Below are 25,017 nucleotides of genomic sequence, written 5' to 3' on the forward strand. Positions count from 1 at the left end.
TATGTCTAATGCTGATGCGGCAGCTGAGCTGTCTGCCAGTGATGCTATTCCGGAAAACTCGGTGCTGGCGTGCCGGAATTTGCGTAAGTTTTATACCCAAGGTTCAGAGACCCTCACCATTTTACACGATGTTAATTTGGATATTGGCAGTGGTGAGCGTATTTCGATTGTTGGCCCATCCGGTGCGGGGAAAACGACCCTGTTACATATGCTGGGTGGTTTGGACGTGCCGTCTCAGGGCCAGGTGCTTGTACGCGGTCGCGATATTGCGGCGATGAACGATCGCGATCGCAGTCGCCTGCGCAATCGTGAATTAGGATTTGTCTACCAATTTCACCATTTGCTCAATGAGTTTTCCGCCCTTGAAAATACGGCGATGCCACTGCTGATTGCAGGAGAGAAAAAACTTAAAGCTTTTGAGCGCGCCGCGGCTTTATTAGATCGTGTGGGCTTGGGCCACCGTTTGAAACACCGCCCAGCGCAACTTTCCGGTGGCGAGCGTCAGCGCGTGGCGATAGCGCGCGCACTGGTTAACGAGCCAGCCTGTGTGTTGCTCGATGAACCAACCGGCAATTTAGATGGCGACAACGCCGAAGCGGTTCAGGCACTGTTACTGGAATTAAATAGAGAACTGGCGATTAGCTTGGTCATCGTGACCCACGACTTAAGCTTAGCGGGACGTATGGACAGAGTGCTGAATTTACACGACGGCAATCTGCACGAGGCGACTGCCTAATGCGTTCTTTGGCGACATATATTGGCTTTCGCTACAGTGCTGATCGCTCGGGAAATCAGCTAGTTTCGTTTTTATCTCGTCTATCGATGTTTGGCTTAATTCTCGGTGTGGCTTTGCTGGTCGTGGTGCTGTCGGTCATGAATGGATTTGACCGCGAGATGCGCAATCGTATTTTGGCGCTTGTTCCACATATTACCTTGCAGCCATGGTCTAGCGAAGAAATGGATTGGCAGCAATTACAGCAGGATGTCGAGCGCCATCCTGAGGTAGTGGCGACTGCACCTTTTGTGCAGGGCAATGCCATGCTAATTAAGGGCGGAGAGGTTGAGCCTAGTCTGTTTTTTGGGATTGACCCAAGTGCAGAAAAAGCGGTTTCCCGTATTCACGAATACGTCGATCTGGATATTTTAAGAGCGGATTCAAAAGACCTGATTCTCGGTAAAGCCCTCGCTGAGCGCCTTGGTCTTAGTGCCGGCGACCGCGCCACATTAGGCGTACCGCAAACCGATGGTCGCCAGAATGTACGTTTTGTGCAGATGAATGTGGCGGCATTAGTGGCAACGGGTACGGAGTTAGATCAACAGCTTATGTTGATGCATATTGATGTCGCGCGTTCCTTATTTGCCAAGGCGCCGCCAATATCACTTAGGGTGTCGGTAGACGACGTATTTGCTTCGCCGCAAATCGCCTGGGAGTTGGCATCCGTGCACGGTCGAGACTATATGATGCGAGACTGGAGCCAGCAATTTGGCAATATGTATCACGCGATACAAATGTCTCGCAAGCTAGTCGTCATTATGTTGTTGGCAGTGGTTGCAGTGGCGGTGTTCAACGTGGTTTCCACTCTTGTTATGGTCGTCAATGACAAGCGAGCAGATATCGGTATATTGCGAAGCCAGGGTGCCAGCCAAGGCGATATATTACGGATATTCTTAACCTATGGTGCCGTTATCGGTGCAGTGGGCGCCTCCGCCGGCGGTATTGTCGGGGTGTTGATGGCGTTGGGGGTGAGCGATTTAGTCGCTGCAATAGAAAATTTGTTTGGCCTGAAATTATTACAGAGCGACGTATACCCCATAAACTATTTGCCGTCTGACGTGCGAATACCCGATGTTGTTATGGTCTGCGCGACGGCATATGTGATGAGTTTATTGGCAACAATTTATCCCGCGTGGCGGGCGTCGAGAATGGCACCGGCCGAGGCCTTGCGAAGTAGTTAAACGATTGCTTTACTGCTTTTTGAGACGGGATTCTTGGCGTTTTCGCCAGCGCCTTACAACGTTTACGCGCCAAAGAATGTGAATGCTGGCGGCGCCTAGCAAGCCGGCAAGTAGTCCGGTGAGAAAGCAGCCCAATACTAATGGGCGCCACAGGTAGGTAAACTCTTCGGCCAACCACGCCCACGACAATTCAAAATGGAATGTATTGGGTGGAATCCCCATGGCAACTGCACCTAATTTGTAGGTGAAGTAAAATATGGCCGGCATCGTAATTGGATTGGTAATCCAAACCAGCATGACAGAAATGGGTAGATTTGCGCGAAAGACAATGGCCGCTAAAGCCGCGAGTAGCATTTGGGTTGGAATTGGCACAAAAGCGATAAACAGGCCAAGAAAAAACGCCACGGTGACCGAGCGTCTATTGAGGTGCCAGAGATTGGGGTCGTGCAGCAGACTGCCAAAAACACGAACCGAGCGGTGCTCGCGCATTTTTTCGGGCGTAGGAAGCCAGCGTTTAAAAAGTTTACGAGCCATCCGCTCAATTCTAATCTACGATTGTGACAGATAAAAACTACCGAGCCGCAGACCGGTAATATAGGGGCGGCGCCATTATGCACGGTTCTACCGGGGTACTCCAGTATGTTGTCATGGATGACAGCAGCGATAGTCGGCTTTATAGCAATTGCCTTTGCGCCTGAGCTACCCAGCTACGCTGTGATTGCGACCACCGTATCGCTTATTGTAGGTCTTCATTTACGGCTGCGATCAGGTGTTAGTTTAGCGCTGCTGGCATTCACTTTAGCGGTGGCTTATGCCAGTGGCTATGGTCATTGGCGAATCGCTCAAATACCTGCCAGTGGCGAGGTTGGCGCGGTCATTCAAGTTGATTCAATGCCTGAGCGCCGTCTTGGATTTGCTCCCTATTACCGGTTTGATGCGCGTTTAGTTACCCTGACTTGCAGTGATCTGGAGGTACATAAAAAATGTGTCGCAACCGGGTCGTTTGCCAAGCCTTTAGTACAGTTAAATTGGTATGCAGAGTCACCACCGCAGCTTGGCGATCTAATCAAAGCCAATGTGCTGTTACGGCAAGCCCACGGCTATCAATCGCCCGGGGCCTTTGATTATGGGCGGTGGATGTTTGCCAATGGCTATTCGGCAACGGGCTATATTCGCAACCCTGAATCGGTGGAGTTCATAGCGAAGCGAGGGGAGTACAGCTATAGCACGTTGCGGCAGCGGCTCCTCGTCGCAGTGGCTGCATATATAGATAAGTATCGGCATGGCAATATTATGAAAGCCCTGTTATTTGCCGACCGCAGCGATATTGATCGTGAGCAGTGGCAGATATTCTCCCGCACCGGCACTAGCCACCTTATGGCTATTTCCGGAATGCATATTGGGCTCGTGTTGGCGTGGGGGTTTTTCATAGGTCGCGGGCTGGGCGTTTTTCTGCCGCGCAGCAACTCACTCATATTCGGCGCGGGTATTGCCCTGTGCTTTGCGGCAAGCTACGCCGCCTTAGCGGGGTTTTCGGTACCCACGCAGCGCGCCTTGATTATGTCTGTGGTTGCCCTGTTGGCGCTGTGTTGGCGACGCAATATGTCGCTATGGCAGGGCTATTTGACTGCCATGCTACTGGTGCTAATTCTCGATCCGCTCGCCCCGCATCGCGCTGGCTTTGGTTTGTCGTTTGCTGCGGTGGGGGTGTTATTGTTTGCCTTTCAGGGGCGACGTCATCGCAAGCATCACCTTGTATTGAGTCTTGTGCGCTCGCAGTGGGTGGTTTTACTCGGCTTAATTCCATTGGTGATGATGTGGGGTTACGGCGTAAATCCGGTTAGCTTCCCTGTCAATCTTTTCGCCATTCCTCTGCTTACTCTATTGATTATGCCGCTGCTATTTTTAGGGCTAATTTCATTAAGTGTGTCGCCGTCACTTGCGGATAAGAGTTGGCAGCTTGCAGATTATTTACTCGATGTTTTATTGCGCGGCCTCGCCTGGGCAGCGGAGCTTATTCCGCAGGTGAACATTGCGATTACGCCCTTAAGTGGAGTGCTTTTAGCCATCGCGATTCTCGTGCTATTGCTTCCGCGAGGTATGCCGGCGCGATGGCTTGCCATACTCCCTTTGTTTATGAGTTTTTTAACGCCGGCGCCGCGCCCCGCAATTGGCTCGGCATGGGTCACGGTATTAGATGTGGGGCAGGGCTTGTCGGTGCTTGTGCAGACGGCATCTAAAACGATGTTGTATGACGTGGGGCCTGATTTCAGCAGTGGCTTTAATACTGCAGATGCGGTGGTATTGCCGGCTCTGTACCGTTTTGGCGTAGACGAGGTAGATCTATTGGTATTGAGTCATGCAGATAATGACCATGCCGGTGCGGCCCCGGCGTTACTCGATAAAATGGACGTAAAAGACATATATCTAGGCGAGCCGATTGACGGCCTTACCCAGGCAGTGTTGCGCTGTGGGGCGTGGCAGGATTGGCAGTGGGATGGTGTGAATTTTGAATTTGTTAAGCACAGTGGTGGCAAAACACGAACTGGCAATAATGCCTCCTGTGTACTTCGTATCGATGCGGATGGAGCGTCGATGCTGCTTACCGGCGATATCGAGAAAGAACTTGAGATTGAATTGCTTAGCAGTGGACAGACGCTATCGGCGAATTTACTTATCGCTCCTCACCACGGTAGCAATACCTCCTCTAGCAGTGAATTTATCCGCTCAGTAGTGCCAGCCGAGGTGGTGTTTTCCGCGGGGCGTAATAATCACTACGGACATCCAACCGCGGCGGTTACACAACGTTATCAGCGATTCGGCGCGCGCTGCTGGTCTACTGCCTATCACGGCAGTATGCGATTCAAATTGGCAAACAGTGCTGCGACCATTGACCAGATTTGGGGTGGCAGTCGCTATTATTGGCAAACGGCGCCGAATTCAACTGCTTCAATGGCGGAAATGTGCAGCAATTTGCAATCCGAGCGCTGATTCACTTCTTACGATGGCCTTCACTACGTATAATGCCTCGACATAAAAATTGAAGGGATTGAATGTGCTGGAATTGGTGAAAGCCGGCGGCTGGCTAATGCTGCCCATTATCGTGTCCTCCATTATTGCGATGGCAATCTGTGTAGATCGCTTTCTTAAATTGAATCCAGACAAAGTAGCACCCCGTACCTTGCTAAATCAGGTGTGGGCTTGGCTGCAGAATAAGCAGCTGGATGCCGATAAATTGCGAGAGTTGCGGCGCGGTTCCCCATTGGCGCGGATTTTGGCGTCGGGGCTGGCGAATGCCAAGCACGGCCGCGAAATCATGAAGGAAAGTATCGAAGACACCGCGTCGCATATTATTCATGACCTGGAGCGCTATTTGAATGCGCTAGGCACCATCGCCGCTGTTGCGCCACTGCTAGGCTTGTTAGGCACAGTATTGGGGATGATTCGGGTGTTTACCGAAATCATGGTTCAGGGTACCGGCAATGCTGGCGTACTTGCCGGCGGTATATCTGAGGCTCTTATTACGACCGCGTCGGGCTTGTGTGTTGCCATTCCCGCCTTAGTGATGCATCGCTATTTCCTGCGTCGCATAGATGAGATTGTGGTCACCATGGAGCAAGATGCCATTAAGCTGATCAATGCCATGCATGGTGAAGTGCAAATAAAAGATAGCTCGGCAGGAAAGTCGTCGTGAAATTTAAACGTCAGCGTACGGATGATGGCGGCGTAAATTTAACGCCGCTGATTGACGTCGTATTCCTGTTGTTAATATTTTTTATGGTGTCGACGACGTTTACTAAAGAAAGCCGTCTCAACCTCGAGCTGCCAAGTGCCAAGGGTGAGCCAGCGATTCAAGAGGACATAGTCTTGGAGGTCGTGGTCGATGCGACTGGGCAATACCGCGTCAATGCGCGCAGCTTGGCAGTGCATACGGTAGAGGCATTGATGGCGGCAATGCGCGATGCCGCAGCGGATAATAGCGATATTCCCGTCATCATTACGGCAGATGCTAAAAGCCCACACCAGTCAGTGATTACAGCAATGGATGCGGCCGGTAGACTCGGCTTTGCTAAACTTAGTCTCAGTACCCAAGATCCAGAAACAAATTCTGTTGATCAGTAATCGTTAGTATCAGGAAACGCCTAGCACTATGAGCAAAGATCAATCAGATCTCGTCATTTACAGCCGCCTAATAAAATATATATTGCCAATGTGGGCGATGTTTTTATTGAGTGTATTGGGCTTCTCGCTTTTCTCCGGCGTGCAGGTATTACTCGCTGATATGATGCAGCTTATTGTCGATTATATCGGCGGTAATATGACACCTGGCGAAGGTGGTTTATCTGCCAAATTTATGTGGATGCTAGGCGGTGAAGATTTTGTGCTTACCGATGCGCGACTCTGGATCGTGATGATGATGGTCGTGCTCGGGGTTGTTCGCGGACTAGGCTATTTTGCCGGGAACTACTTTATCTCAATTGTTTCGCACAGTTTAGTCCACAATTTGCGCTGTGAGCTTTTTCAAAAAATGCTTTATATGCCGAGTTCCTATTACGACCATAACTCCACCGGCATGATGATTTCTAAAATCACCTTTAACGTCGAGCAGGTCACCGGCGCCGCCGTGAATGCGACCAAGGTGGTGTTGCGCGAAGGGACCTTTGCCATCGGTCTTATCATGTTTTTGCTGTACAGCAATTGGAAGCTCACCATGGTGTTTTTCCTTGCCATGCCAATCATTGCGGTGATTGTTTACTGGGTGGGAAAACGTTTTCGCAAGATCAGTAAAAGTATTCAAAACGCGATGGGTGACGTCAACCAAGTAACCAATGAGTCAATTGGTGCCTACCGTGAAATACGTTTATATGATGGTGTGAAATACGAACAGCAGCGGTTCGAAGAAGCCAGCTCCCGCAACCGATCGCAAAATATTAAAATGGCGTACTACAATGCCATTAGCCCTTCGGTGATTCAGTTTCCTGTGGTACTGGCAACGGGCGTATTGGTATGGATTGCCTTGGGGCTCGGAGGCGAGATGTCGCCGGGGGCATTTGTAGCCTATTTATCTGCGGCACTTTTCTTACCAAAACCCATGCGTCAGTTGGCGGATGTCAGCAGCACCATTCAAAAAGGTTTAGCGGCGGCGCAGGATATTTTTGAATTCATCGATGCCGATCAAGAAAAAGATACCGGCACGTATGTGACCGATACCACAAATGGCAATATTGAAATTAAAGATTTGAGTTTTGCTTACGCGGAGGGCAGCGATAAAGTGCTGCGCAATGTGAGTCTTAATGTGGGAGCTGGACAATCTTTGGCGCTGGTTGGTTTGTCCGGTTCGGGTAAATCGACTTTGGTTAGCCTTATTTCACGGTTCTACGACCACAGCGAAGGCGAGATTTTATTAGATGGCGTGGACGTTCGCGAATACACCTTGGAAAATTTGCGCGATAAAATGGCCCTGGTTACCCAGCAGGTCACACTGTTTAACGACACCATATTTAATAATATTGCCTACGGAAAAATGGCGGGAGCGTCGCGGGAAAAAGTGCGCGCCGCCGCTGAAGCAGCACATGCGATAGAGTTCATTGACCAGTTGCCCAATGGTTTAGATACCATGATAGGCGAAGACGGCGTGATGTTGTCTGGCGGTCAACGCCAGCGTTTGGCGATTGCCAGAGCCTTTCTGAAAGATGCGCCGATATTGATTTTAGATGAGGCAACCTCGGCGCTGGATAATCGCGCAGAAAATCATATTCAGCAGGCCATGGAAGAGGTTATGAAAGGCCGCACAACCATAGTGATTGCCCATCGCCTTTCGACAATTGAAAGTGCCGATAAAATTGTTGTGATGGAAGCGGGACAAGTTATGGAGCAGGGCAGTCACGCAGAGTTAATCGCCCTCAATAAACGCTATGCCCAGCTGTACAATAAGAATTTTGAGGAACAGTAATGTCCTTAGGGTCTGTTGACGTTTCATTATCGCCTCTGTTGTGCCTGAGAGTGCGCCAATTTAGGCGCGACGAGTGTGGTTTGGTTACTCCAAATGAGCGAGGAGCAACGACAAGTGGCGCACTCTCAGGCACAACCCGAAGGGCCGGGCGGCGCTCCGCTGGGGCTATTTTTCCGCCCGGCGTCGTTATACCCAAAGCACTCGTTGCGCTCGCAGGGCAGGCTCTCAGTCATTTATTTGGAATAAGCAAACCGCACTCCTTCTGCCTCGCCAGACGAAAAAATGGCCTCCAGCAGTGGTAATGATGAAGCGTCAGCAGACCCTAGAACAGCGGATTAACGCTGCTTGGTATGGGCGCCCAGGTTGGCTGTTACTGCTATTACCCCTGACGTTTTTGTTTCGCTTTATTGCGGCACTGCGTCGCAAACTGATTACGCCACAATCCTGCGGCGCGCCGGTGATAGTGGTCGGGAATATCAGCGTCGGCGGCAGTGGTAAAACACCGGTGGTGTTGGCCTTGGCGAATTTTTGCCGAGATCGTGCTTATCGCGTTGGTATTGTTAGTCGTGGCTACGGCGGTCGCGCGCCGCATTACCCTTTTAAATTAGAGTCAAATACCGAGCCCGGTATTGCCGGCGACGAGCCGTGTTTGATTGCGCGCCGCAGTGGTTTGCCGGTGGTGGTAGCGCCTGATCGGGTCGCGGCGGCAAAATTATTAGTTGAGCAGCACAACTGTAATTTGATTATTAGCGACGACGGCTTGCAGCATTATCGATTGGCGCGAGATATTGAAGTGCTACTGGTAGATGGCCAACGTGGTTTTGGTAATGGACACTGTCTCCCCGTTGGCCCGTTGCGCGAGCCAATACGTAGAGTGAGCAGCGTTGATCTGACGGTAATAAATGGCGGCAGTTCGTCGCTCTCCGGCCACACTATGTTGTTGGCGGGTGATACCGCGGTTAAATTAAGTAGCGGTGAAAACAGCGGTGAATCTCGCTGCTTGACCGATTGGCCACAGACCTCGCGCCGAGTTCACGCGGTGGCAGGTATTGGCAACCCCTCGCGTTTTTTTGACGCCCTGCGCAGCAAGGGCTTTGATGTTATCGAACACCCCTTTGCGGACCACCATATTTATAGCGAGTCGGACCTGCAATTCGCCGATGACTTTGCTGTGATCATGACTGAGAAAGACGCGGTAAAATGCTCGCGGTTTACGCTGGAAAATACCTGGATGCTGCCGGTAGATGCGGATATTGACGACGCATTTTACGTGGCGTTTTCTAGCTTGCTTGAGCGGCTGCCTCGCTCATAATGAAAGCCAATGCTCTATAATTCTGCCTGTAATACCTTGTACCCTTAATAATTAGCACCCTGATTCCTTCGGAGTTTGTATGTCCTACACCGTAATTATTCCTGCTCGCTTTGCATCTAGCCGCTTACCTGGCAAGCCCTTAATGGATATTGCCGGTAAACCGATGATTCAACACGTTTGGGAGCGAGCGAGAGAGAGCGACGCTGCACGGGTAGTGGTAGCCACGGAAGATCAGCGCGTGTTTGATGCCTGCCAGGGTTTTGGTGCGGACGTGGTCATGACCTTGGCGAGCCATGAATCTGGCACCGATAGACTGCAGGAAGTGGTGGCCAAGCTTGGCCTTGCAGACGATGAAATTGTCGTCAATGTGCAGGGCGATGAGCCGTTAATTCCCTGCGAGGCTATTGCGCAAGTGGCGAATAACCTCGCGCTAAATGCACAGGCGGGTATCGCCACGCTCGCCGAAGCCATTCACGATAAAGCCACAGTATTTAATCCCAATGCGGTGAAAGCAGTTAGCGATTTAGCCGGATTCGCGCTGTATTTTAGTCGTGCACCCATGCCCTGGTGTCGCGATGAGTGGGCCAGTGCCGGTTCATCTCAAGAGGGCGAGCTGCCAGCGGGTGCGCCGTTCCTGCGCCACATTGGCATTTACGCCTATCGGGTAGGCTTTCTGCATCAATTCGTGACCTGGCCAATGGGAGTTTTGGAGCGAGTTGAAAAGCTGGAGCAATTGCGGGCTATGGAAAACGGCGTACGCATTCATATCGAACTCGCCTGCGTAGATATTCCCGGCGGCGTCGATACCGAGGCGGATTTAAATGCGGTGCGTGCATTTTTAATGGGTAAGGGCGCATGACAGTAAAGGTTTTATTTGTATGCCTTGGCAATATATGTCGCTCGCCAACCGCCCATGGTGTTTTTCAAAAGTTAGTGGCAGACGCGGGCCTGCAAGAGCAAATACAAATAGATTCCGCGGGCACCGGCGACTGGCATATTGGTCGCGGACCGGATGAGCGCACCCAGCGCGCAGCGCAGTCACGGGGCTATGATTTATCGAGTTTGCGAGCGCGGCAGGTCACTAGTGCGGACTTTGGCGATTTTGACTACGTTTTGGCTATGGATAAAAGTAATTTAAAAGATCTGCGCGCAATGGCGGGGGATAAAACCAACTGTCATGTATCGCTGTTTCTCGATTTTGCGGAATCCTCTTGGCAGCGGGAAGTGCCTGACCCGTATTACGGCGAGCAAGATGGTTTTGAAACCGTGTTAGAACTGGTTGAAGATGGCGCGCGAGGCTTGCTTGCGACAATCCGCGCCACCGGAGAGTTTAGTCAGTGAATATAATGCAGAACGTCGACCTCGCTGGTTTTAATACCTTGGCGGTGCCGGCGAGAGCAGCTTACTTTGTTGAAGTCACAACGCTTGATGAGCTGCAGGAGGCCTTGGCGTTTTCCCGTCAGCGCAATCAGGCACCGGTGGTGTTGGGTGGGGGTAGCAATGTCGTGTTGACCGGCGACATTGATGGCTTGGTTATTCGTCTGGCATTGCGCGGTGTCGAGTGCAGTGAGCATGGTGATGAACGGCTAGTGACGGCCGCGGCGGGCGAAAACTGGCATGAATTGGTTTGCTATTGTATTGCGCAGGGCTGCTACGGCCTAGAAAATCTGATTGCCATTCCGGGTTCTGTCGGCGCCGCGCCAATCCAGAACATCGGCGCCTACGGCGTTGAGTTGTCCAAGGTGCTTGAGTCGGTCACGGGCTGGGATTGCGAACAATCGCAGCTGCGCACCTTGAGCGCCGAGCAATGCCAGCTCAGTTACCGCGACAGTATTTTTAAACACGAGCTTAAAGATCGTTTTATTATCACGTCGGTGTGTCTGCGCTTGAGCGCAATAGCGCATCCAGAGGTGTCTTACCCCGCGCTTCGCGCTGAGTTAAGCGATCCTGAGCAAGCGTCTCCTCAGCAAATTGCTGAACACGTGGCCGTGATCCGCGCTGCAAAGTTGCCGGATTATCGACGCGAGCCCAATGCGGGAAGTTTTTTTAAAAACCCGCTTATCTCTGCAGAAAAAGCGACTGAGCTGCTTGGACAGTACCCAAGTTTGGCGCACTGGCCCATGCCTAACGGACAGGTCAAGCTTGCTGCCGCATGGTTGGTAGATCAGTCAGGATGGAAGGGGCGGCGCGAGGGCGGCGTGGGTATTCACCCTAAACAGGCGATTGTTGTCGTCAATTACGACGCCTGCAGTGGCCGCGATATCCTCGCGTTTGCCGCCCAGATTCAAGCCGATGTGTTGCGTAAATACGGTGTGACACTGGACATTGAACCTCGGGTTTATTGAGGGGCAGCGGGAATGTTCACAGGCCTACAACATATTCCTTTAGTGGGCGGTGGTTTGGATTATTACGCCAACTACCTGTCTGACCCGCAGGGGCTTTTTCTTGAGTTGTGCGAACAGATTCCGTGGCAGCAGCCCCTCGTAAAAGTCTATGGACGAGAACACCTGACCCCGCGATTAGTGTATTTCGTGGGAGACCCCGAACTACGCTATCAATACAGCGGCCTGAGTCATGCGACGTCGCCGTGGCCGGCATCATTGAAAATATTGCGCGATCAGTTGCGCGTTGATACCGGTTTTGAATTCAATTGCGCTCTGCTTAATTACTATCGCGATGGCAACGACAGTATGGGTTATCACAGCGATGACGAAGTTGAGCTGGGAGAATCGCCGTGTATCGCGTCAATAAGCCTCGGTGCAGAGCGCGACTTTTGTTTAAAGCCCAAGGTCGGGCAGAGCAAAGTACAAAAGCTTTGCTTGGCCGACGGCTCTCTTTTGCTTATGTTGCCGCCAACCCAGCAACATTGGCAGCACGCGTTGCCGGTGCGCAAGGGCGTTCGCGACGGCCGCATTAATTTAACGTTTCGAAAGCTTTTAAAATAAGCCACGGCAGGCTGGTTCGGCCTAGTTCAGAATGGTATCGTTTGCTCATTCTATGTGGGGAAGTACATGATCACAGTGTTAGTCGCCGATGACCACGCCATGGTGCGCACCGGAATAGTCCGTATGTTAGATGATGCCGAGGGTATTTCGGTTATCGCACAGGCGGCCAGTGGAGAAGAAGTGATCAGTAGCTGCCGCGCCCTGAATCCCGATATTGTGTTAATGGATGTGCGCATGCCAGGCATTGGTGGTTTGGAAGCAACGCGCAAATTAAAACTTATTTGCCCTGACACCCGGGTCATTGCGCTCAGTGCCTATGATCAAGAACCCATGCCCAGCTTGCTCCTCAAGGCGGGCGCGTCTGCGTATGTGACCAAGGGTGCCTCTGAAGAGGAGATGGTCTTGGCGGTGCGGCACGTTGCCAGGGGGCAGCGTTATTTGAGCCCCGGCGTTGCCCAGACTATGGCATTTAAGCAGTTGAACGGTGACGACGCCTCGCCCTTTGAATCTTTATCTGAGCGAGAAATGCAGATTAGTCTAATGATTGCCAGCTGTCATAAGGTTCAAGACATCGCTGATAATTTGCATATCTCCGCTAAAACCGTAAATAGCTACCGTTACCGAGTGTTCGAGAAACTCGATATTAGCGGTGATGTTGAGTTGACCTTATTGGCCATGCGCCACGGTCTAATCGACTCACCAGACGCGTAGTGGGCAGTTTGCAATTATTATGAGTAGTGAAAGTAAGACAGGCATGGGAGTGGACTCCGCCGCGCCAGTCGTCGCCGAGTTTGATTCCAAAACCTTCTTGAAAAACGTCACCGTTAAAGCCGGTGTTTACGTCATGCTTAATGCAGCGGCGGACGTGCTTTATGTGGGCAAAGCCAAAAATCTGCGCAATCGCCTGAGTAGTTATTTTCGGGCCAGCGGCCTCACCTCTAAAACTGTGGCCTTGGTGTCGCGAATTCATGAGATTGAGGTGACGGTCACCGCCAGTGAGCGCGAGGCCTTGCTGCTTGAGCAAAACCTCATCAAGCAGTACAAACCGCCATACAATATTCTGCTGCGGGACGATAAGTCCTACCCCTATATTTATTTGAGTACCGACCACAAACACCCGCGTTTAAGTATTCATCGTGGCAGCAAGAAAGGTAAGGGCATGTATTTTGGTCCCTATCCTAGTGCCTCAGCGGTGCGTGAAAGCCTAAGTTGGTTGCAGAAAGTATTTCGCGTTCGGCAGTGCGAAGACAGTTATTATCGCGGCCGGAGTAGGCCCTGTCTGCAGTATCAAATCGGCCGATGCTCAGCCCCCTGTGTTAACGCCGTAAGCGACGAAGAATACGCCATCGATGTCAATCACACGCAAATGTTTTTGCAGGGCAAGAGTAGTGAGGTTAGTCGAGCCTTAGCAGATGACATGGAGCGCCATGCCAGTGCTTTAGAGTTTGAGAAAGCGGCCGATCTGCGGGACCGGATTGCCTACTTGCAACAGGTTCAAGCGACCCAGTGTATCGAAGGCGAAACCGGCGATATCGATATTGTTGCCGGTGTGATGGATGCGGGAACGGTGTGTATACAATTGCTTTGCGTTCGCGCTGGGCGGGTATTGGGTAGCCGCAGCTATTTTCCAAAAAGCCAGTTGGAAGAACCCTTGGTGTCGCAGCTAGAGGCCTTTGTCGCACAACATTATTTAATTGGTACCGGCGGCGCCGATATGCCGCGCGAGATAATTACCAATATTGCCCTCGATGATGCAGCGCTGTTGGCGGGTGGCCTAAGCGAGCAGGCGGGGCGGCAGGTCAGTATCAGCCATAGTGTACGCAGCCATCGCGCCAAGTGGTTGGGTTTAGCCTTGACCGCCGCAGAGCAAAATCTGGTTAATCGCCTCGCCTCGTCGGCGAGCACCTTGAAGCGCTTTAAAGCGCTGCAGGCGGTGTTGGAGTTAGATGATAAGCCCGAGCGCATGGAATGTTTCGATATCAGTCACAGCAGCGGTGAGGCGACGGTGGCGTCCTGTGTCGTGTTTGACGGCAACGGTCCGCTTAAATCGGACTACCGCAAAATGAACATTGACGGTATTGCCGCCGGAGACGATTACGCGGCAATGCATCAGGCTTTAAGCCGGCGCTATAGACGGATAAAAGCCGGCGAGATTGTAAGGCCAGATATTTTATTTATTGACGGTGGTAAGGGGCAGCTAACGCAGGCAAAACAGGTCATGGCCGAGCTGGGCATAGATGACCTGTTTATGGTTGGCGTCGCTAAGGGTTCAGATCGTCGCGCAGGGCTGGAAGTCCTTATCCGTGGTGACAATGGCCGCGAGATTAATTTGCCAGATAACAGCCCGGCACTGCACCTCATACAACATATTCGCGACGAGTCGCACCGCTTTGCGATTACCGGGCATAAGGCACGTCGCGATAAAGCCCGCAGGCAATCGACGCTAGAATCCATTCCCGGTGTTGGCGCAAAGCGGCGTCGCGACTTGCTGCGCCATTTTGGTGGCCTTCAGGGGGTGCGGCAGGCGAGCGTCGAAGATTTGCGACGGGTGTCCGGTATTAGCGAGAAAATTGCGCTGCAAATTCATGAAGGCCTGCGCAGCGCATAGAAAACGAATAGAATAGGCGCGACGACAGCTAATGAGACCAATATGAATATACCCAACTCCCTTACCTTGTTCCGGATTGTATTAATTCCGGTTCTTGTGGCGTTGTTCTATTGGCCCCAAGCACATACCTACTTTTTAACCGCAGCGGTATTTGCGGTGGCGGCGGTGACTGATTGGCTAGATGGCTATTTGGCGAGAAAGCTCGGTCAAAGCACACCGCTAGGCGCCTTTCTTGATCCTGTGGCTGACAAGCTAATGGTCGCGGTTGCCTTGGCGTTGCTCATAGAGCGTTACGAGGCCGCTTGGTTTACCGTTCCCGCGGTTATTATTATTGGTCGGGAGATAGTTATTTCGGCGCTGCGGGAGTGGATGGCGGAACTCGGTAAGCGCACCAGTGTAGCGGTATCGTATTTGGGCAAGGTAAAAACCTCAGCGCAGATGGTGGCAATATTTGGTTGGCTTCTGGTCTCACCTGACAGTGACGGCTATTTGTATTACGCCAATATAATTACCTTGTATACAGCCGCTGTGCTCACATTGTGGTCGATGGTGATTTATCTTCATGCCGCTTGGCCAGATTTGCGCGATACGGCCGGCAATTAGAAAAAAAACACGTTAAATCAGCGACTTTCCTTGACAGAAAATTATCTCTGACTAGAATAGGCGCCTTCCTGAAGCACAGCTCAATGTTGTAAATCGGGCTTGAGGGATCAAGCAAAAAATCTAGATATAGTGCGACGCGGGAATAGCTCAGTTGGTAGAGCGCAACCTTGCCAAGGTTGAGGTCGGGAGTTCGAGCCTCCTTTCCCGCTCCAATATATTGTCGCAAAGCAACATGTTTGCATTGCAAATTAGCTCAGTGGCAGAGTGGTCTTGTTAAGACAGTAACTCCAGCGCTTGTGACGAAAAAAGAGGGCCGGTATCGACCGGCGTACACGGTAAAAAGTGTAGAAAAAACGATTTTAGGCGCGGTGGCAGAGTGGTCTTGTTGAGACAGTAACTCCAGCGCTTGCGGCGAAAAAGAGGGCCGGTATCGACCGGCGTACACGGTAAAAAGTGTAGAAAAAACGATTTTAGGCGCGGTGGCAGAGTGGTCTTGTTGAGACGGTAACTCCAGCGCTTGCGGCGAAAAAAGAGGGCCGGTATCGACCGGCGTACACGGTAAAAGTGTAGAAAAAAACGATTTTAGGCGCGGTGGCAGAGTGGTCATGCAGCGGACTGCAACTCCGTGTACGCCGGTTCGATTCCGACCCGCGCCTCCATTTACACAGTTTTCTCCCTTCTGTATTCAGCTTATCTTCTCGTACTTATCGTATTTCGGCCGTTGCGATATACATTCTAAAATCAAAGCAATTACTTCTCTGAGCTAACACCGCCTTGTTGGCATTGCCAAAAGCTGATGCTGTATGCCGCGACACTGCCCTTGAATTGGCGCACGGGGAAATCCTCTAGCAGCACGGCTCCGCCTTTAAAGCGCAGTTTCTTGCCATTTAATTTAACTCGGCGGCTGATCAGGCTTTTGGCCGTGAGTTCGTAGCCATTGACTATCGAGGCGAGCAAACTCGGTTCTAGCGTGACCTCCACTGGCGTCGGCATTAGGTTGATCAGCAACAGTGTTTTTGAATCCTCGCTTTTGCCTGAGTGCAGATAGCAGCGCAAGTGGGACGACTCGCTGCCGATGGCGAACACGGTGGTGCCCATTAGTTGCCCCCAGAGCCAACTTACCCAAAAATCGGGACGGGGCTTTAGAGTGAGTCGAGCGATCATGCCGTAGTCGCCGCCTATTAGTGACTGACGGACCATAAGCTTTTGTCCTAGCCTCGCTCCCATACCCAATTGATCAGCCCACCAGAAGCTAGATACCCACCGGTCAGATAGATCAGGTTGGCCGCCGCACTGGGCCGACCCCGTCTCGCCGGTCCAGAGAGCGGCTTGCGGTTGATGAAAATCGCGGAGAGTGCGCAGGCGATTACTGTACTTGCGGTAATACTCAAAAGACTTGGGATCTAGAAGGTGTTCGATGCGTGCTTTGCGGGTGCGAACAGGACTGCGATCACTTTGAAAGGGATAGTAGTGCCAATCCACAATGTCGAGCTTTACGCGTAATTCAGACAGAAACTTTGGCGTGATATTGCTGATGGGGCGAATGGTTTCGCCTAGCTTTGGCCAAAACGCACTACCGGGTCCAGATATCAGCGCGGTGGGGAATTTTTCCCGCACGACCTGGTAAAACTTTTCATAGTCGCGGGCGAGATGTATGGCCCGTGGCTGGGATAAGAGGCCGTGAAAAGCCCAATAAGCATTGAGCTCATTGCCCAGTTCGAAAACCTCAATGGAGTATTGTTGTTCTGCGCTGTAATCCAATAAAGCCTGTAATTCCGCGCCCTGCCAGCGGCCGTGATCCTTGCGTTTAAAGAGTCCGTATTTGCAGGTGAAGATCAGTTTTAAGTCATTGCGCTGCAAAAAACCGTGTAGGTCATCCCATTGCGTTTTTGTCAGTATCAAGGAGTCGGGTTCGTTATCCGGCTGCGTGAAGTAATGAACCTTGTCCGCTTCCGAACCCCCAATGCGGAGGTAGGCCGGCCCCAACAGTTGTACTAAGCGATCGAGCTTGGGCGAATTTAGTTTTAAAGGTGGCACCCGCAATGTGCCCAGTCCGCGCCGCACATCCAGGGCGCCTTCCCACCAAAATCCCCCAGCTAATAATGAAATGTCTATTGAAAACGAGAGATAGCGCTTTTCGGTTTCGGCGACGGGGTCAGCGCCCTGCAGGGTGATAGCGACGCTTGTATTGGCCTGCTGGCGGGACTTAAAAAATGGAAAGCGGATGTTGTGCTCCAGAAGATTTACAGCTCACGACGGTCATGGGGCGTCAAATAACGTTTCCGCGCTGCCTTCTCTCATTAGACGCGCAATTGGTTACAAGTTGATGACTGCGGTCGAGGTATTGTTCCCTGTTGTCGCGTTGCAGAGGGCGTTAGGGTCGGTTTTCGCTCCGATCCATCTTTGGTGGCTGATAACCCAGTAAATGGTAATAAAATCATTGTCTTATGTGTAGTTCTTGTCATTTTTTCAGGCTATCCATGTGCGTTGCTACGTAAAGCCACTAGGTAAATCCCTTAGTTTGTTACTGCCCATTAGTCGCTAAGCTGGCAATAGGGTTGTATACGCCTATTCGCTTACGAGGTGATATGAGCAGACTTAGGAGATATGTGATTGCGGTGGTAGATATAGCACTGATTGCTGTGGCTTTCGGTGGGCTGCTATTTTCCTGTAGTAACCAAGAATCTGATCGCCAAGCCGTTCTGCAAAAGTCCGCAATGATTCAGCGTGCCATATTTCAAGCACCCTTGGATGGATTCTTAAGTCTCGATGAGGGCTTGTGGCAGCAGCTTCTGGAAACTCCCAGCTATTATAGTGACGGTGCTAGCGGGCTTTTGGTCGATGTTCGCTATTGGGAAGAAACCGCCGACGTTTTTGTCGAAAAAATCCTTAAAGCAGGCTATACCGTAGACTATGTAAACCCGGTTAACGAGCGTGTCTTTATTTGGGTGAAAAACGCAGAACAGTTGGCCGGTTTAGCTAAAATTCGCGGTGTGAGTGCAGTTTCGGTGAGTCGCACCCCGCCTAAAAAGGACGTGGCCATAAAGGTTTTTGATGATCTTCAAAAATAAACTAGCGGTGTTTGTGTGCTCTATCGTTGTTCTCGGTACTGCGAGCCATGGAATAGCGTCGGAAAATATCAAACAATCCGCAAGGTCGGCCGGCGGAGCTGCTGCAAAATTAGATAGCCGTCTTCAGCTTCTTCTCGCCGGAGATAAGGGGGCGAGCACTTCTGACGTGATGCAAACCCGCCTAAAAAATAGCATTGCGGGCGCTGGCGTTCCCATTGAGTTATTTCTTAATAGTAGTGACGGCTTGCGTCGATTCCTGGACGAAGTGGGTATTCCCCTTCGATTTCTTTCTGAAGATGGCAGCCGTGCCACGGTACTGCTGCGCAACGAGCAGGACTTAATTCTTCTCTCAGCGCAGACGAATATTCGGGAAATACATTATTTGCTGCCACCGGTGATGCGGGTAGGGGCGGTGACCAGCCGCGCCGGCAGGGCAATGCGCGCGGATATAGCGGCAAGTTCCTTAGGCGTGACGGGCAGCGGCCAAACCATTGGTATTGTGTCAGACAGCTTTGCGCAAACCTCTGTCGTTCGCGATGGCAACACTACGCCGGCTCAATTCGCTGCGGGACAGTTGCAGGGCAGTCGCCAGCAAGACAACGGTGACTTACCTAGTACCGTGACCATATTGCGAGACGATGTTGCCGACGGCACCGATGAGGGCGCCGCGATGGCGGAGCTAATTCACGACGTGGCGCCAGGCGCACCGCTCATGTTTCACGCCGCGGGGCAAAGCCGTGCCGAAATGGCCGAGGCGATTCGGCAATTATGTGCCCCAGGTCGGGCCGACATTGTGGTCGACGATATTCTGTTTCTTAATGAGAGCGTCTACCAAGACGATGTGCCGGCGATAGCCGCATCGGAGTGTGTTAGCGCCGGTAAACCGTTCTTATCTGCAGCGGGCAATGACGGTGATCAGGCCTATCGCTATGTCTATAAAGATCTGGTGACCGCGATTGATGAGCCGGGAATCAGCGCATTCCCCACTGGAAACGATCTTCATAATTGGAGCGCTAACGGAAACGATGCATTTTTGGCGGTGACGATCCCCGCAAACGCCACTGTCTTTGTGGTTTTAAGCTGGAATCAACCCTATAGCTCGGTAAACCCAAGCGCAGGGGCGCAAATCGATTTAGACCTCTACGCTACCACTGCAGCGACGTTGATGTCCCTCAATCCCGCGTCGGCTGATTTTTATGCACGGGGTGCCAATCAGCAGGGGGTGACGGGAAGTCCGTTTGGAGACGCATCAGAAGTTGTGACATTGGAAACGGGCGCATCTGAACAGACATTTTATCTCGCCATTGAACATTTTGACGGCAGCCAGGGAGATATTCCTCAGCAGGCGGGCGTGCCATTGGAATTCAGAATATTGCTAACAGGCGCTCAAGTTAGCAGTGCTGAATATGCGTATAACGCGCCGGTTGTCTGGGGGCATTCAATGGCGGCTGGTATTGCTGGCGTGGCGGCGGTGGCGTGGTGGGAATCGCCAGAATTTAGACCAGAGGGCTACGACAGCATAGAGATTGATCCCGAAGCATTTACTTCCCGTGGTGGTCAGCAAATTCTGCAGTTTGATAGCAATGGTCAGTATTCGCCGCAGACCCGTAACTCTCCGCAATTTGCGGCGGTAGACGGCAATAACAACACGGTATTGGGCTCGCCAGTGGCGGCGCCAGAAGATGGCGAGCCAGATGATTTTCTAAATTTTTACGGCACCTCGGCAGCGGCACCAAATGCTGCCGCCGTATTTGCGCTTTTGAGGGAAGCCTATCCCAGCGCGAGCCCCGCGCAATTAATTAGCGCCGTGCAAAGCTCGGCTATCGACGTGAAAGGTCTCCGTGCGAGTGTGGGTGCTGATACAGTCACGGGCAGCGGACTTATCAATGCAGATGCCGCCGCCACAGCCTTGGCAACAGCGCTGGGTGAAGAGCCCGCAGCGCCGCCGCCAGTCGCACCGCGCTCAGGTGGCGGGGGTGGCGGAGCCTGTTTTATCGCCACTGCAGCCTATGGAAGCTACCTTGCCCCTGACGTAAAAATACTGCGAGATTTTCGAGACAAAGTTCTGCTTCCCTACAAATGGGGGCAGACTATTGTGGCCACGTATTACCGCTACTCACCGCCTATTGCCGACCACATTGCCCAGTCTGAATCCCTGCGCTTAGTAACACGAGTAGCCCTAAGCCCCTTGGTCTATGGACTAAAATACCCCTTTGTCGCCTTGTTAATGCTGGTAGCTGCTCAGCTCGTTTTGCTGCGCAGGCGTCATTTGCAGAATAGGGCTGTTACTGTGGTGCCAAGTTAAACTGCAATTAACTGCTCTAAGCCGTTGATTTTTTTGGGTAGTATAAGTAGACTGCGAACGCTTTTTTAGCACTACCGCATAAGCTGAATCGGAAAATAATTTCGTTTCTCGCCTATCACATTGGCTCACGCCAAACCCCTTAGCCCGGGTGGTGAAATCGGTAGACACAGGAGACTTAAAATCTCCCGACAGCAATGTCGTGCCGGTTCAAGTCCGGCCCCGGGCACCACTTATTACCCCAAAATTAGTACCGCTACTAAACTCCGATAGAAATCCGAATTCCCCGGGGACTTGAACCGGAAAGGTTCAGAAAATGCTCCTAGCATTTTGAACGAGGAGCGGAGCGACGAAGCCCCGAAGGGGTCAAAAACAGCCCAAAGGCTGTATTTGATTAACCCGGCCCCGGGCACCACCTATACTTCGTGGTTAATACCGCTGCCATTCCCAAATTAGAACACTGAGCTCGCCGGGGACTTTAACCGGAAAGGTTCAGCCGCAGCTTTCGAAGAGTCCCCGACGATCTAAAAAAGAGGATAGTAGACGTATAGTAGACGACGGTCTTTTAAAAGCCCGACGGCGATTAATGGCGGAATACGCTAAGTTATTGCCCGATAAATCGTAAATAAACGACTGTCCGTGTTACATCCTTAACCTCATTGATACGGCCTAAGTTCGGTGTTGAGCGCGTAGTTAACGATTCAGAAAACGGTTCGCATTACTCGTTATTTTGTTCGCTAATAGCTAGATTTTCTGAAAAATGGCTGCGAAGATGATATTGCGATAGAATCTCTTGCATAATTAATAATCGCGAACTAATTTCTGAAGATGCCTTGAGTACATCCTTGTGCATGAGTTGATACATTTGCACGAGCGTCACCACAATGAGAGGTTTAGATCTTTACTGGATCAATTTTTACCGCAGTGGCGAACCAGCCAGAAAACCCTTAATACGTCTCCTTTGGTTCATGAGAACTGGGCTTATTAGATTGAATGCTGCCCAAACAGTAATATGTTATATCAACAATTTAGCCTTTGGCTTGCAAGCTGAGATACCTGATTGTACCCGATAATACCTAATTTGTTAGGCAGGCTTAGGGGAATAATCATCTAAGGTTATTTATCTTTTTTGACTTGAAGGTAGATTAAATTGCGTCGGTATTTATGATGGTATGAATTTATTAAATTTTTACAAAACAATTAGTTAAGGTTTCTATTCAATTCCAGCCCTGGCACTAACTTATTGTTTTATCTCATTGCACTGAATCCCCAAAACTACTTACCGAGCCGTATCGTGCTTGGTTTTCGGTGTGTTGTTACTGCTTAAGCCACGGATTGGACAAGCCCTAAGGCTCCAACATCCTCAACGCAATCTCAGAAACAAAAACAGTGTACTTTTCTATTAGCGCCGGAGTGAGCTCTTCGTAGCCAGTAATAAATTTTCTTGAGTGGCGGGCGTAGAAAATATAGTCGCAGGCACCGACGATGGAGTAATAAAAAAGCGTTGGGTCTACCTCGCGGAATACGCCAGATTCGACGCCTTCGCTGAGTATTTTTTGTTCGGCTGCAAGCAGGGGTTTTACAAAGAATTCGACCATTGCCTCGGATATGGACTTTTCTTTGCTGTCCATTAGGTTGTGAATCAATCGATGTAAGTAGGGGTGCTTGGCGTAGGTATTCACTAAGCCGGTGATATGCAGGCTAACTTTTTTTGCGGCCCCCACATCCATTGCGACTAGTTTGTTTAACAAGTCCATACTAGGCGCGGCATCTCGTTCTACCAAGGCTAAAAGTAGGCCGTCTTTATTTCCGAAGTGATATTTGATTAGCGCTGAATTTAAGCCAGATGTTTCGGCTATTTCGCTGAGAGATACGTCTATTCCGCTTCGCTGGCTTAAGATATCGCTGGTAGCTTGTAGAAGTTGATCTTTGGCATTGCTGCGGCGTTTTCGTGTTGGTTGCGCAGTGCTTTGCGAATTCATAATGTATGTGGTGTCACCGGTTACGGCGCAAAGTCCTAGTAGTGGCGGGTCTGAATAATGCCGAAAGTGTAGCATAAGCCTAGTCAATCGCTTAATTAGCAATTAACAACTCGGATTAATTCGCTGATGTGCCAGAGGCCCGCCCAATATCGGTTTACTCCCAAATCGCTAGGCCGTCCAAGGCTTCTATACCGTGCTCTGAGGCCAAAATGGGATTCACTTCCAGCGATACTAAATCGGGACCCAGTGCCAGTGCGGCATTGCCGATGGCGACGATGGTTTTGGCCAGCTCGTTGCGGTCTACTACCGGCGCGCCGCGGAAGCCGTCGAGCAGTACGCCGCCGCGCAGTTCAGAAAGCATTTCCTTGGCATCCTTTTCAGTTACCGGCAGCAAGCGCAGGCTGGTGTCTTTTAGTGCCTCTACCCAAATACCACCTAGCCCGACGGTAATGGCTTGGCCCCACTGCGGGTCTTTCATTGTGCCGACAAATATTTCAAGCCCTTTGCCGCGCATCGGCGACACGATCACGCCCTCAATTTTCGCATTCGGTGCTTTGGCGGAGACAGAGGCAATGATTTGCTCATAGGCGTCGGCGGCAGCTTGGGCGCCAGCGATGTTAAGAAGTACACCGCCCACTTCCGTTTTATGTTGAATGTCTTCTGAGAGAATTTTTAACACAACCGGTGCTGCTAAGGTCGTAGCGGCAGCGGCGGCCTCGTCAGCAGAGTTAACGATATGGGCGGGAATAACCTTCGCGCCATTCTCTGCCAGAAAATCCAGTACCGCTCTTTCACTATTCGGGCGCGCATGATGGGCCGCTGTAATTGTATTGCTGATAGCGGACGTTTCTCGGTCATCCAAAATTTTATGCAGTGCGGTTAATACATGATTGAGTCCACCGCCGGAATAAATCAATTTGTACTCATCCGCCATGCTTCGCGCTTCACCGCTAACGGCGTTGAATGTATGGCTTAGCATTAATCCAGGGACGCTAATGCGCTGAAAGCCGCTGCTTACTTCTTTGATGAAACTGCGGGCGAAGCCGCGTTTGTCATCTTTTGCCGGAATGTCAAAGACGAAACCGACTGCGCCTACGGCGGGGTCTGTCGCTATTATTTCAATGGCGGTGCTGATCAAACCAGGGTCCACCATTGCACCGCCGGTAAGGTCTAGCGGGTTATTGGGGGTGGCAAAGCTTGGTAGGGCGTCGGCCAGCGCCTGCTTGGTGCTTGCACTCAGTTCGGGAATACACAAGCCGAGTTCTTCAGCTTGGTCGACCGCGATTTCGCACAGACCGCCCGACATGGCGAGTAAGGCGAGTCCTTTGGCGCCGGGTTTGATCCTGCCAAATTGGGCGATGAGATCAGTGGTAACAATAAGTTGCTCTAAAGAGTGTACGCGGACAATACCGAGCTTTTTACACAGGGCGTTGAACACCGCGTCGTCACCCACTAGCGAGCCGGTGTGGGCCTGTGCCGCTTTGGCTGCCGCTTCGCTGCTGCCTACTTTTAAGACCACGATAGTTTTGCCTGCCGCTTTAGCTGCCTCCGCCGCGCGAATAAATGCCGCGGGGTCTCGCACTGACTCTAAGAACAGGGCGATGGCCTTGGGTTCATCTTGAGCACTGAGGTATTCAATGACCTCGGCGACACTGATATCGGCTTCATTCCCCGTGGAAATCATATGGGTAAGTGCTACCCGCTGCTGGTAGGCAAACTGCTCTAGCTGGCTGGCTAGTGCGCCACTTTGGGAAACCAGCGCCACGGCGGGGGACGGTTGCGCGCGGCGCAGGGGAGTGGTCCAAACGGCTGTTTTCTGTAAAAAATTGGCGAAGCCTAAGCAGTTTGGCCCCAGCAGTCTAATGCCAACGGCGCGTGCCTTTTCTGCCATGGCCTGTTGTTTTTTCTGGCCTTCTTCGCCCGCTTCGGCAAAGCCTGCGGAGAGGATTACCGCGGCCTTCACGCCGGCGGAGTGCAGGTCGTCAAAGGTATCCAGTAGCACTGACTCTGGCACCATAAGCAGTGCGACATCGATTCTGGCACCTACGGCGACACAGCTGGTGTGGGCTTCCATGCCGTGGATGATGCCCCCTTTGGGGTTTATAAGATAAATGTCACCGTCGAAGCCGCCGCGTTTGAGGTTTTCAAAGGCCGAAACCGACCACACCGAGCGGTCTTTTGCGCCAACTAAAGCGATACTGCGAGGTTGAAGTAGGCCGTTCAAGTCACTGGTGTTTTCGGTGGGCACAGGGTTGCTCCTCATAAATTTATTGTCGATTTTAGGC

At 51.5% G+C, this 25,017-nt stretch carries 20 protein-coding genes, 3 tRNA genes and 1 pseudogene; 20 read left to right on the top strand and 4 right to left on the bottom strand.

Annotated elements, in window-relative coordinates:
• Position 1 precedes the first annotated feature (1 nt).
• Complete coding sequence (gene lolD / locus AAC007_RS08290; RefSeq protein ID WP_295873101.1) at positions 2–736, top strand: lipoprotein-releasing ABC transporter ATP-binding protein LolD; 735 nt, start codon at positions 2–4, stop codon at positions 734–736.
• Positions 736–1,956: a lipoprotein-releasing ABC transporter permease subunit gene (locus AAC007_RS08295; protein ID WP_339675905.1), complete on the top strand. Its 1,221-nt coding sequence runs from the start codon at positions 736–738 to the stop codon at positions 1,954–1,956. The genes lolD and AAC007_RS08295 overlap by 1 nt, the downstream gene beginning before the upstream one ends.
• A 9-nt stretch (positions 1,957–1,965) precedes the next feature.
• Here the strand turns inward: AAC007_RS08295 and AAC007_RS08300 are convergent, their stop codons facing one another.
• The gene (locus tag AAC007_RS08300; RefSeq protein WP_219044169.1) at positions 1,966–2,490 is read right to left on the bottom strand and encodes a DUF2062 domain-containing protein; all 525 of its coding nucleotides are present in this window, start codon (positions 2,488–2,490) and stop codon (positions 1,966–1,968) included.
• Between the two features lie 105 nt (positions 2,491–2,595).
• Here AAC007_RS08300 and AAC007_RS08305 point away from each other — a divergent pair, with 105 nt between their 5' ends.
• The 14 genes from AAC007_RS08305 to AAC007_RS08370 all read left to right on the top strand — a co-directional run bounded on the left by AAC007_RS08305 (position 2,596) and on the right by AAC007_RS08370 (position 16,036).
• Positions 2,596–4,947: a DNA internalization-related competence protein ComEC/Rec2 gene (locus AAC007_RS08305; protein ID WP_339675910.1), complete on the top strand. Its 2,352-nt coding sequence runs from the start codon at positions 2,596–2,598 to the stop codon at positions 4,945–4,947.
• Between the two features lie 64 nt (positions 4,948–5,011).
• A complete protein-coding gene (locus AAC007_RS08310) occupies positions 5,012–5,650 on the top strand; it encodes a MotA/TolQ/ExbB proton channel family protein (protein WP_219044167.1) in 639 nt (212 codons plus the stop codon).
• Complete coding sequence (locus tag AAC007_RS08315) at positions 5,647–6,078, top strand: biopolymer transporter ExbD (protein ID WP_339675914.1); 432 nt, start codon at positions 5,647–5,649, stop codon at positions 6,076–6,078. The genes AAC007_RS08310 and AAC007_RS08315 overlap by 4 nt, the downstream gene beginning before the upstream one ends.
• Positions 6,079–6,106: 28 nt before the next feature.
• Positions 6,107–7,909: a lipid A export permease/ATP-binding protein MsbA gene (msbA, locus tag AAC007_RS08320; RefSeq protein WP_339675916.1), complete on the top strand. Its 1,803-nt coding sequence runs from the start codon at positions 6,107–6,109 to the stop codon at positions 7,907–7,909.
• Positions 7,910–8,210: 301 nt separating this feature from the next.
• A complete protein-coding gene (gene lpxK, locus AAC007_RS08325) occupies positions 8,211–9,221 on the top strand; it encodes a tetraacyldisaccharide 4'-kinase (RefSeq protein WP_339675918.1) in 1,011 nt (336 codons plus the stop codon).
• A 79-nt stretch (positions 9,222–9,300) separates the two neighbouring features.
• Positions 9,301–10,080 carry a 3-deoxy-manno-octulosonate cytidylyltransferase gene (gene kdsB / locus AAC007_RS08330; RefSeq protein WP_339675919.1) on the top strand — a complete coding sequence of 260 codons (780 nt, stop codon included), beginning with the start codon at positions 9,301–9,303 and terminating at the stop codon, positions 10,078–10,080.
• Complete coding sequence (locus AAC007_RS08335; protein WP_339675922.1) at positions 10,077–10,562, top strand: low molecular weight protein-tyrosine-phosphatase; 486 nt, start codon at positions 10,077–10,079, stop codon at positions 10,560–10,562. Before kdsB ends, AAC007_RS08335 begins: the two co-directional genes overlap by 4 nt.
• 5 nt (positions 10,563–10,567) lie before the next feature.
• Positions 10,568–11,566, top strand: coding sequence for a UDP-N-acetylmuramate dehydrogenase (gene murB / locus AAC007_RS08340; protein ID WP_339676066.1), 999 nt, complete (start codon positions 10,568–10,570; stop codon positions 11,564–11,566).
• 12 nt (positions 11,567–11,578) lie between these two features.
• Entirely contained in the window at positions 11,579–12,166 is a 588-nt protein-coding gene (locus AAC007_RS08345; RefSeq protein ID WP_295872951.1) for an alpha-ketoglutarate-dependent dioxygenase AlkB, read from the top strand.
• Between the two features lie 66 nt (positions 12,167–12,232).
• The gene (gene uvrY / locus AAC007_RS08350; RefSeq protein ID WP_296434205.1) at positions 12,233–12,877 is read left to right on the top strand and encodes a UvrY/SirA/GacA family response regulator transcription factor; all 645 of its coding nucleotides are present in this window, start codon (positions 12,233–12,235) and stop codon (positions 12,875–12,877) included.
• A 19-nt stretch (positions 12,878–12,896) separates the two neighbouring features.
• Positions 12,897–14,774 (top strand): excinuclease ABC subunit UvrC, encoded by a 1,878-nt coding sequence (gene uvrC, locus AAC007_RS08355; RefSeq protein WP_339675927.1) that lies wholly within the window; start codon positions 12,897–12,899, stop codon positions 14,772–14,774.
• Between the two features lie 42 nt (positions 14,775–14,816).
• A complete protein-coding gene (gene pgsA / locus AAC007_RS08360; RefSeq protein ID WP_295872946.1) occupies positions 14,817–15,377 on the top strand; it encodes a CDP-diacylglycerol--glycerol-3-phosphate 3-phosphatidyltransferase in 561 nt (186 codons plus the stop codon).
• 136 nt (positions 15,378–15,513) lie between these two features.
• Positions 15,514–15,589, top strand: a tRNA-Gly gene (locus tag AAC007_RS08365).
• Between the two features lie 373 nt (positions 15,590–15,962).
• Positions 15,963–16,036 (top strand) — tRNA-Cys (locus tag AAC007_RS08370).
• A 91-nt stretch (positions 16,037–16,127) separates the two neighbouring features.
• On the opposite strand, the gene AAC007_RS08375 is transcribed toward AAC007_RS08370, so the two are convergent.
• On the bottom strand, positions 16,128–17,441 hold the full coding sequence (locus AAC007_RS08375) for a glycoside hydrolase (protein ID WP_339675930.1): 1,314 nt from the start codon (positions 17,439–17,441) through the stop codon (positions 16,128–16,130).
• A 524-nt stretch (positions 17,442–17,965) separates the two neighbouring features.
• Between AAC007_RS08375 and AAC007_RS08380 the strand changes: the two genes are divergently transcribed.
• From AAC007_RS08380 to AAC007_RS08395, 4 genes and pseudogenes are all read left to right on the top strand, one after another.
• On the top strand, positions 17,966–18,448 hold the full coding sequence (locus AAC007_RS08380) for a hypothetical protein (protein ID WP_339675933.1): 483 nt from the start codon (positions 17,966–17,968) through the stop codon (positions 18,446–18,448).
• Complete coding sequence (locus AAC007_RS08385) at positions 18,432–20,753, top strand: CFI-box-CTERM domain-containing protein (RefSeq protein WP_339675934.1); 2,322 nt, start codon at positions 18,432–18,434, stop codon at positions 20,751–20,753. Before AAC007_RS08380 ends, AAC007_RS08385 begins: the two co-directional genes overlap by 17 nt.
• A 142-nt stretch (positions 20,754–20,895) precedes the next feature.
• Positions 20,896–20,982, top strand: a tRNA-Leu gene (locus AAC007_RS08390).
• A gap of 606 nt (positions 20,983–21,588) precedes the next feature.
• Positions 21,589–21,738: pseudogene (locus AAC007_RS08395) on the top strand (YgjP-like metallopeptidase domain-containing protein); the annotation flags it as partial.
• Positions 21,739–22,096: 358 nt separating this feature from the next.
• Here the strand turns inward: AAC007_RS08395 and AAC007_RS08400 are convergent.
• Positions 22,097–22,732 carry a TetR family transcriptional regulator gene (locus AAC007_RS08400; protein ID WP_339675935.1) on the bottom strand — a complete coding sequence of 212 codons (636 nt, stop codon included), beginning with the start codon at positions 22,730–22,732 and terminating at the stop codon, positions 22,097–22,099.
• Between the two features lie 154 nt (positions 22,733–22,886).
• On the bottom strand, positions 22,887–24,980 hold the full coding sequence (locus AAC007_RS08405; RefSeq protein ID WP_339675936.1) for an acetate--CoA ligase family protein: 2,094 nt from the start codon (positions 24,978–24,980) through the stop codon (positions 22,887–22,889).
• Between the last annotated feature and the right edge of the window lie 37 nt (positions 24,981–25,017).

This window comes from uncultured Zhongshania sp., assembly GCF_963975605.1.
GTDB classification, from domain to species: Bacteria; Pseudomonadota; Gammaproteobacteria; order Pseudomonadales; family Spongiibacteraceae; genus Spongiibacter; species Spongiibacter aquimaris.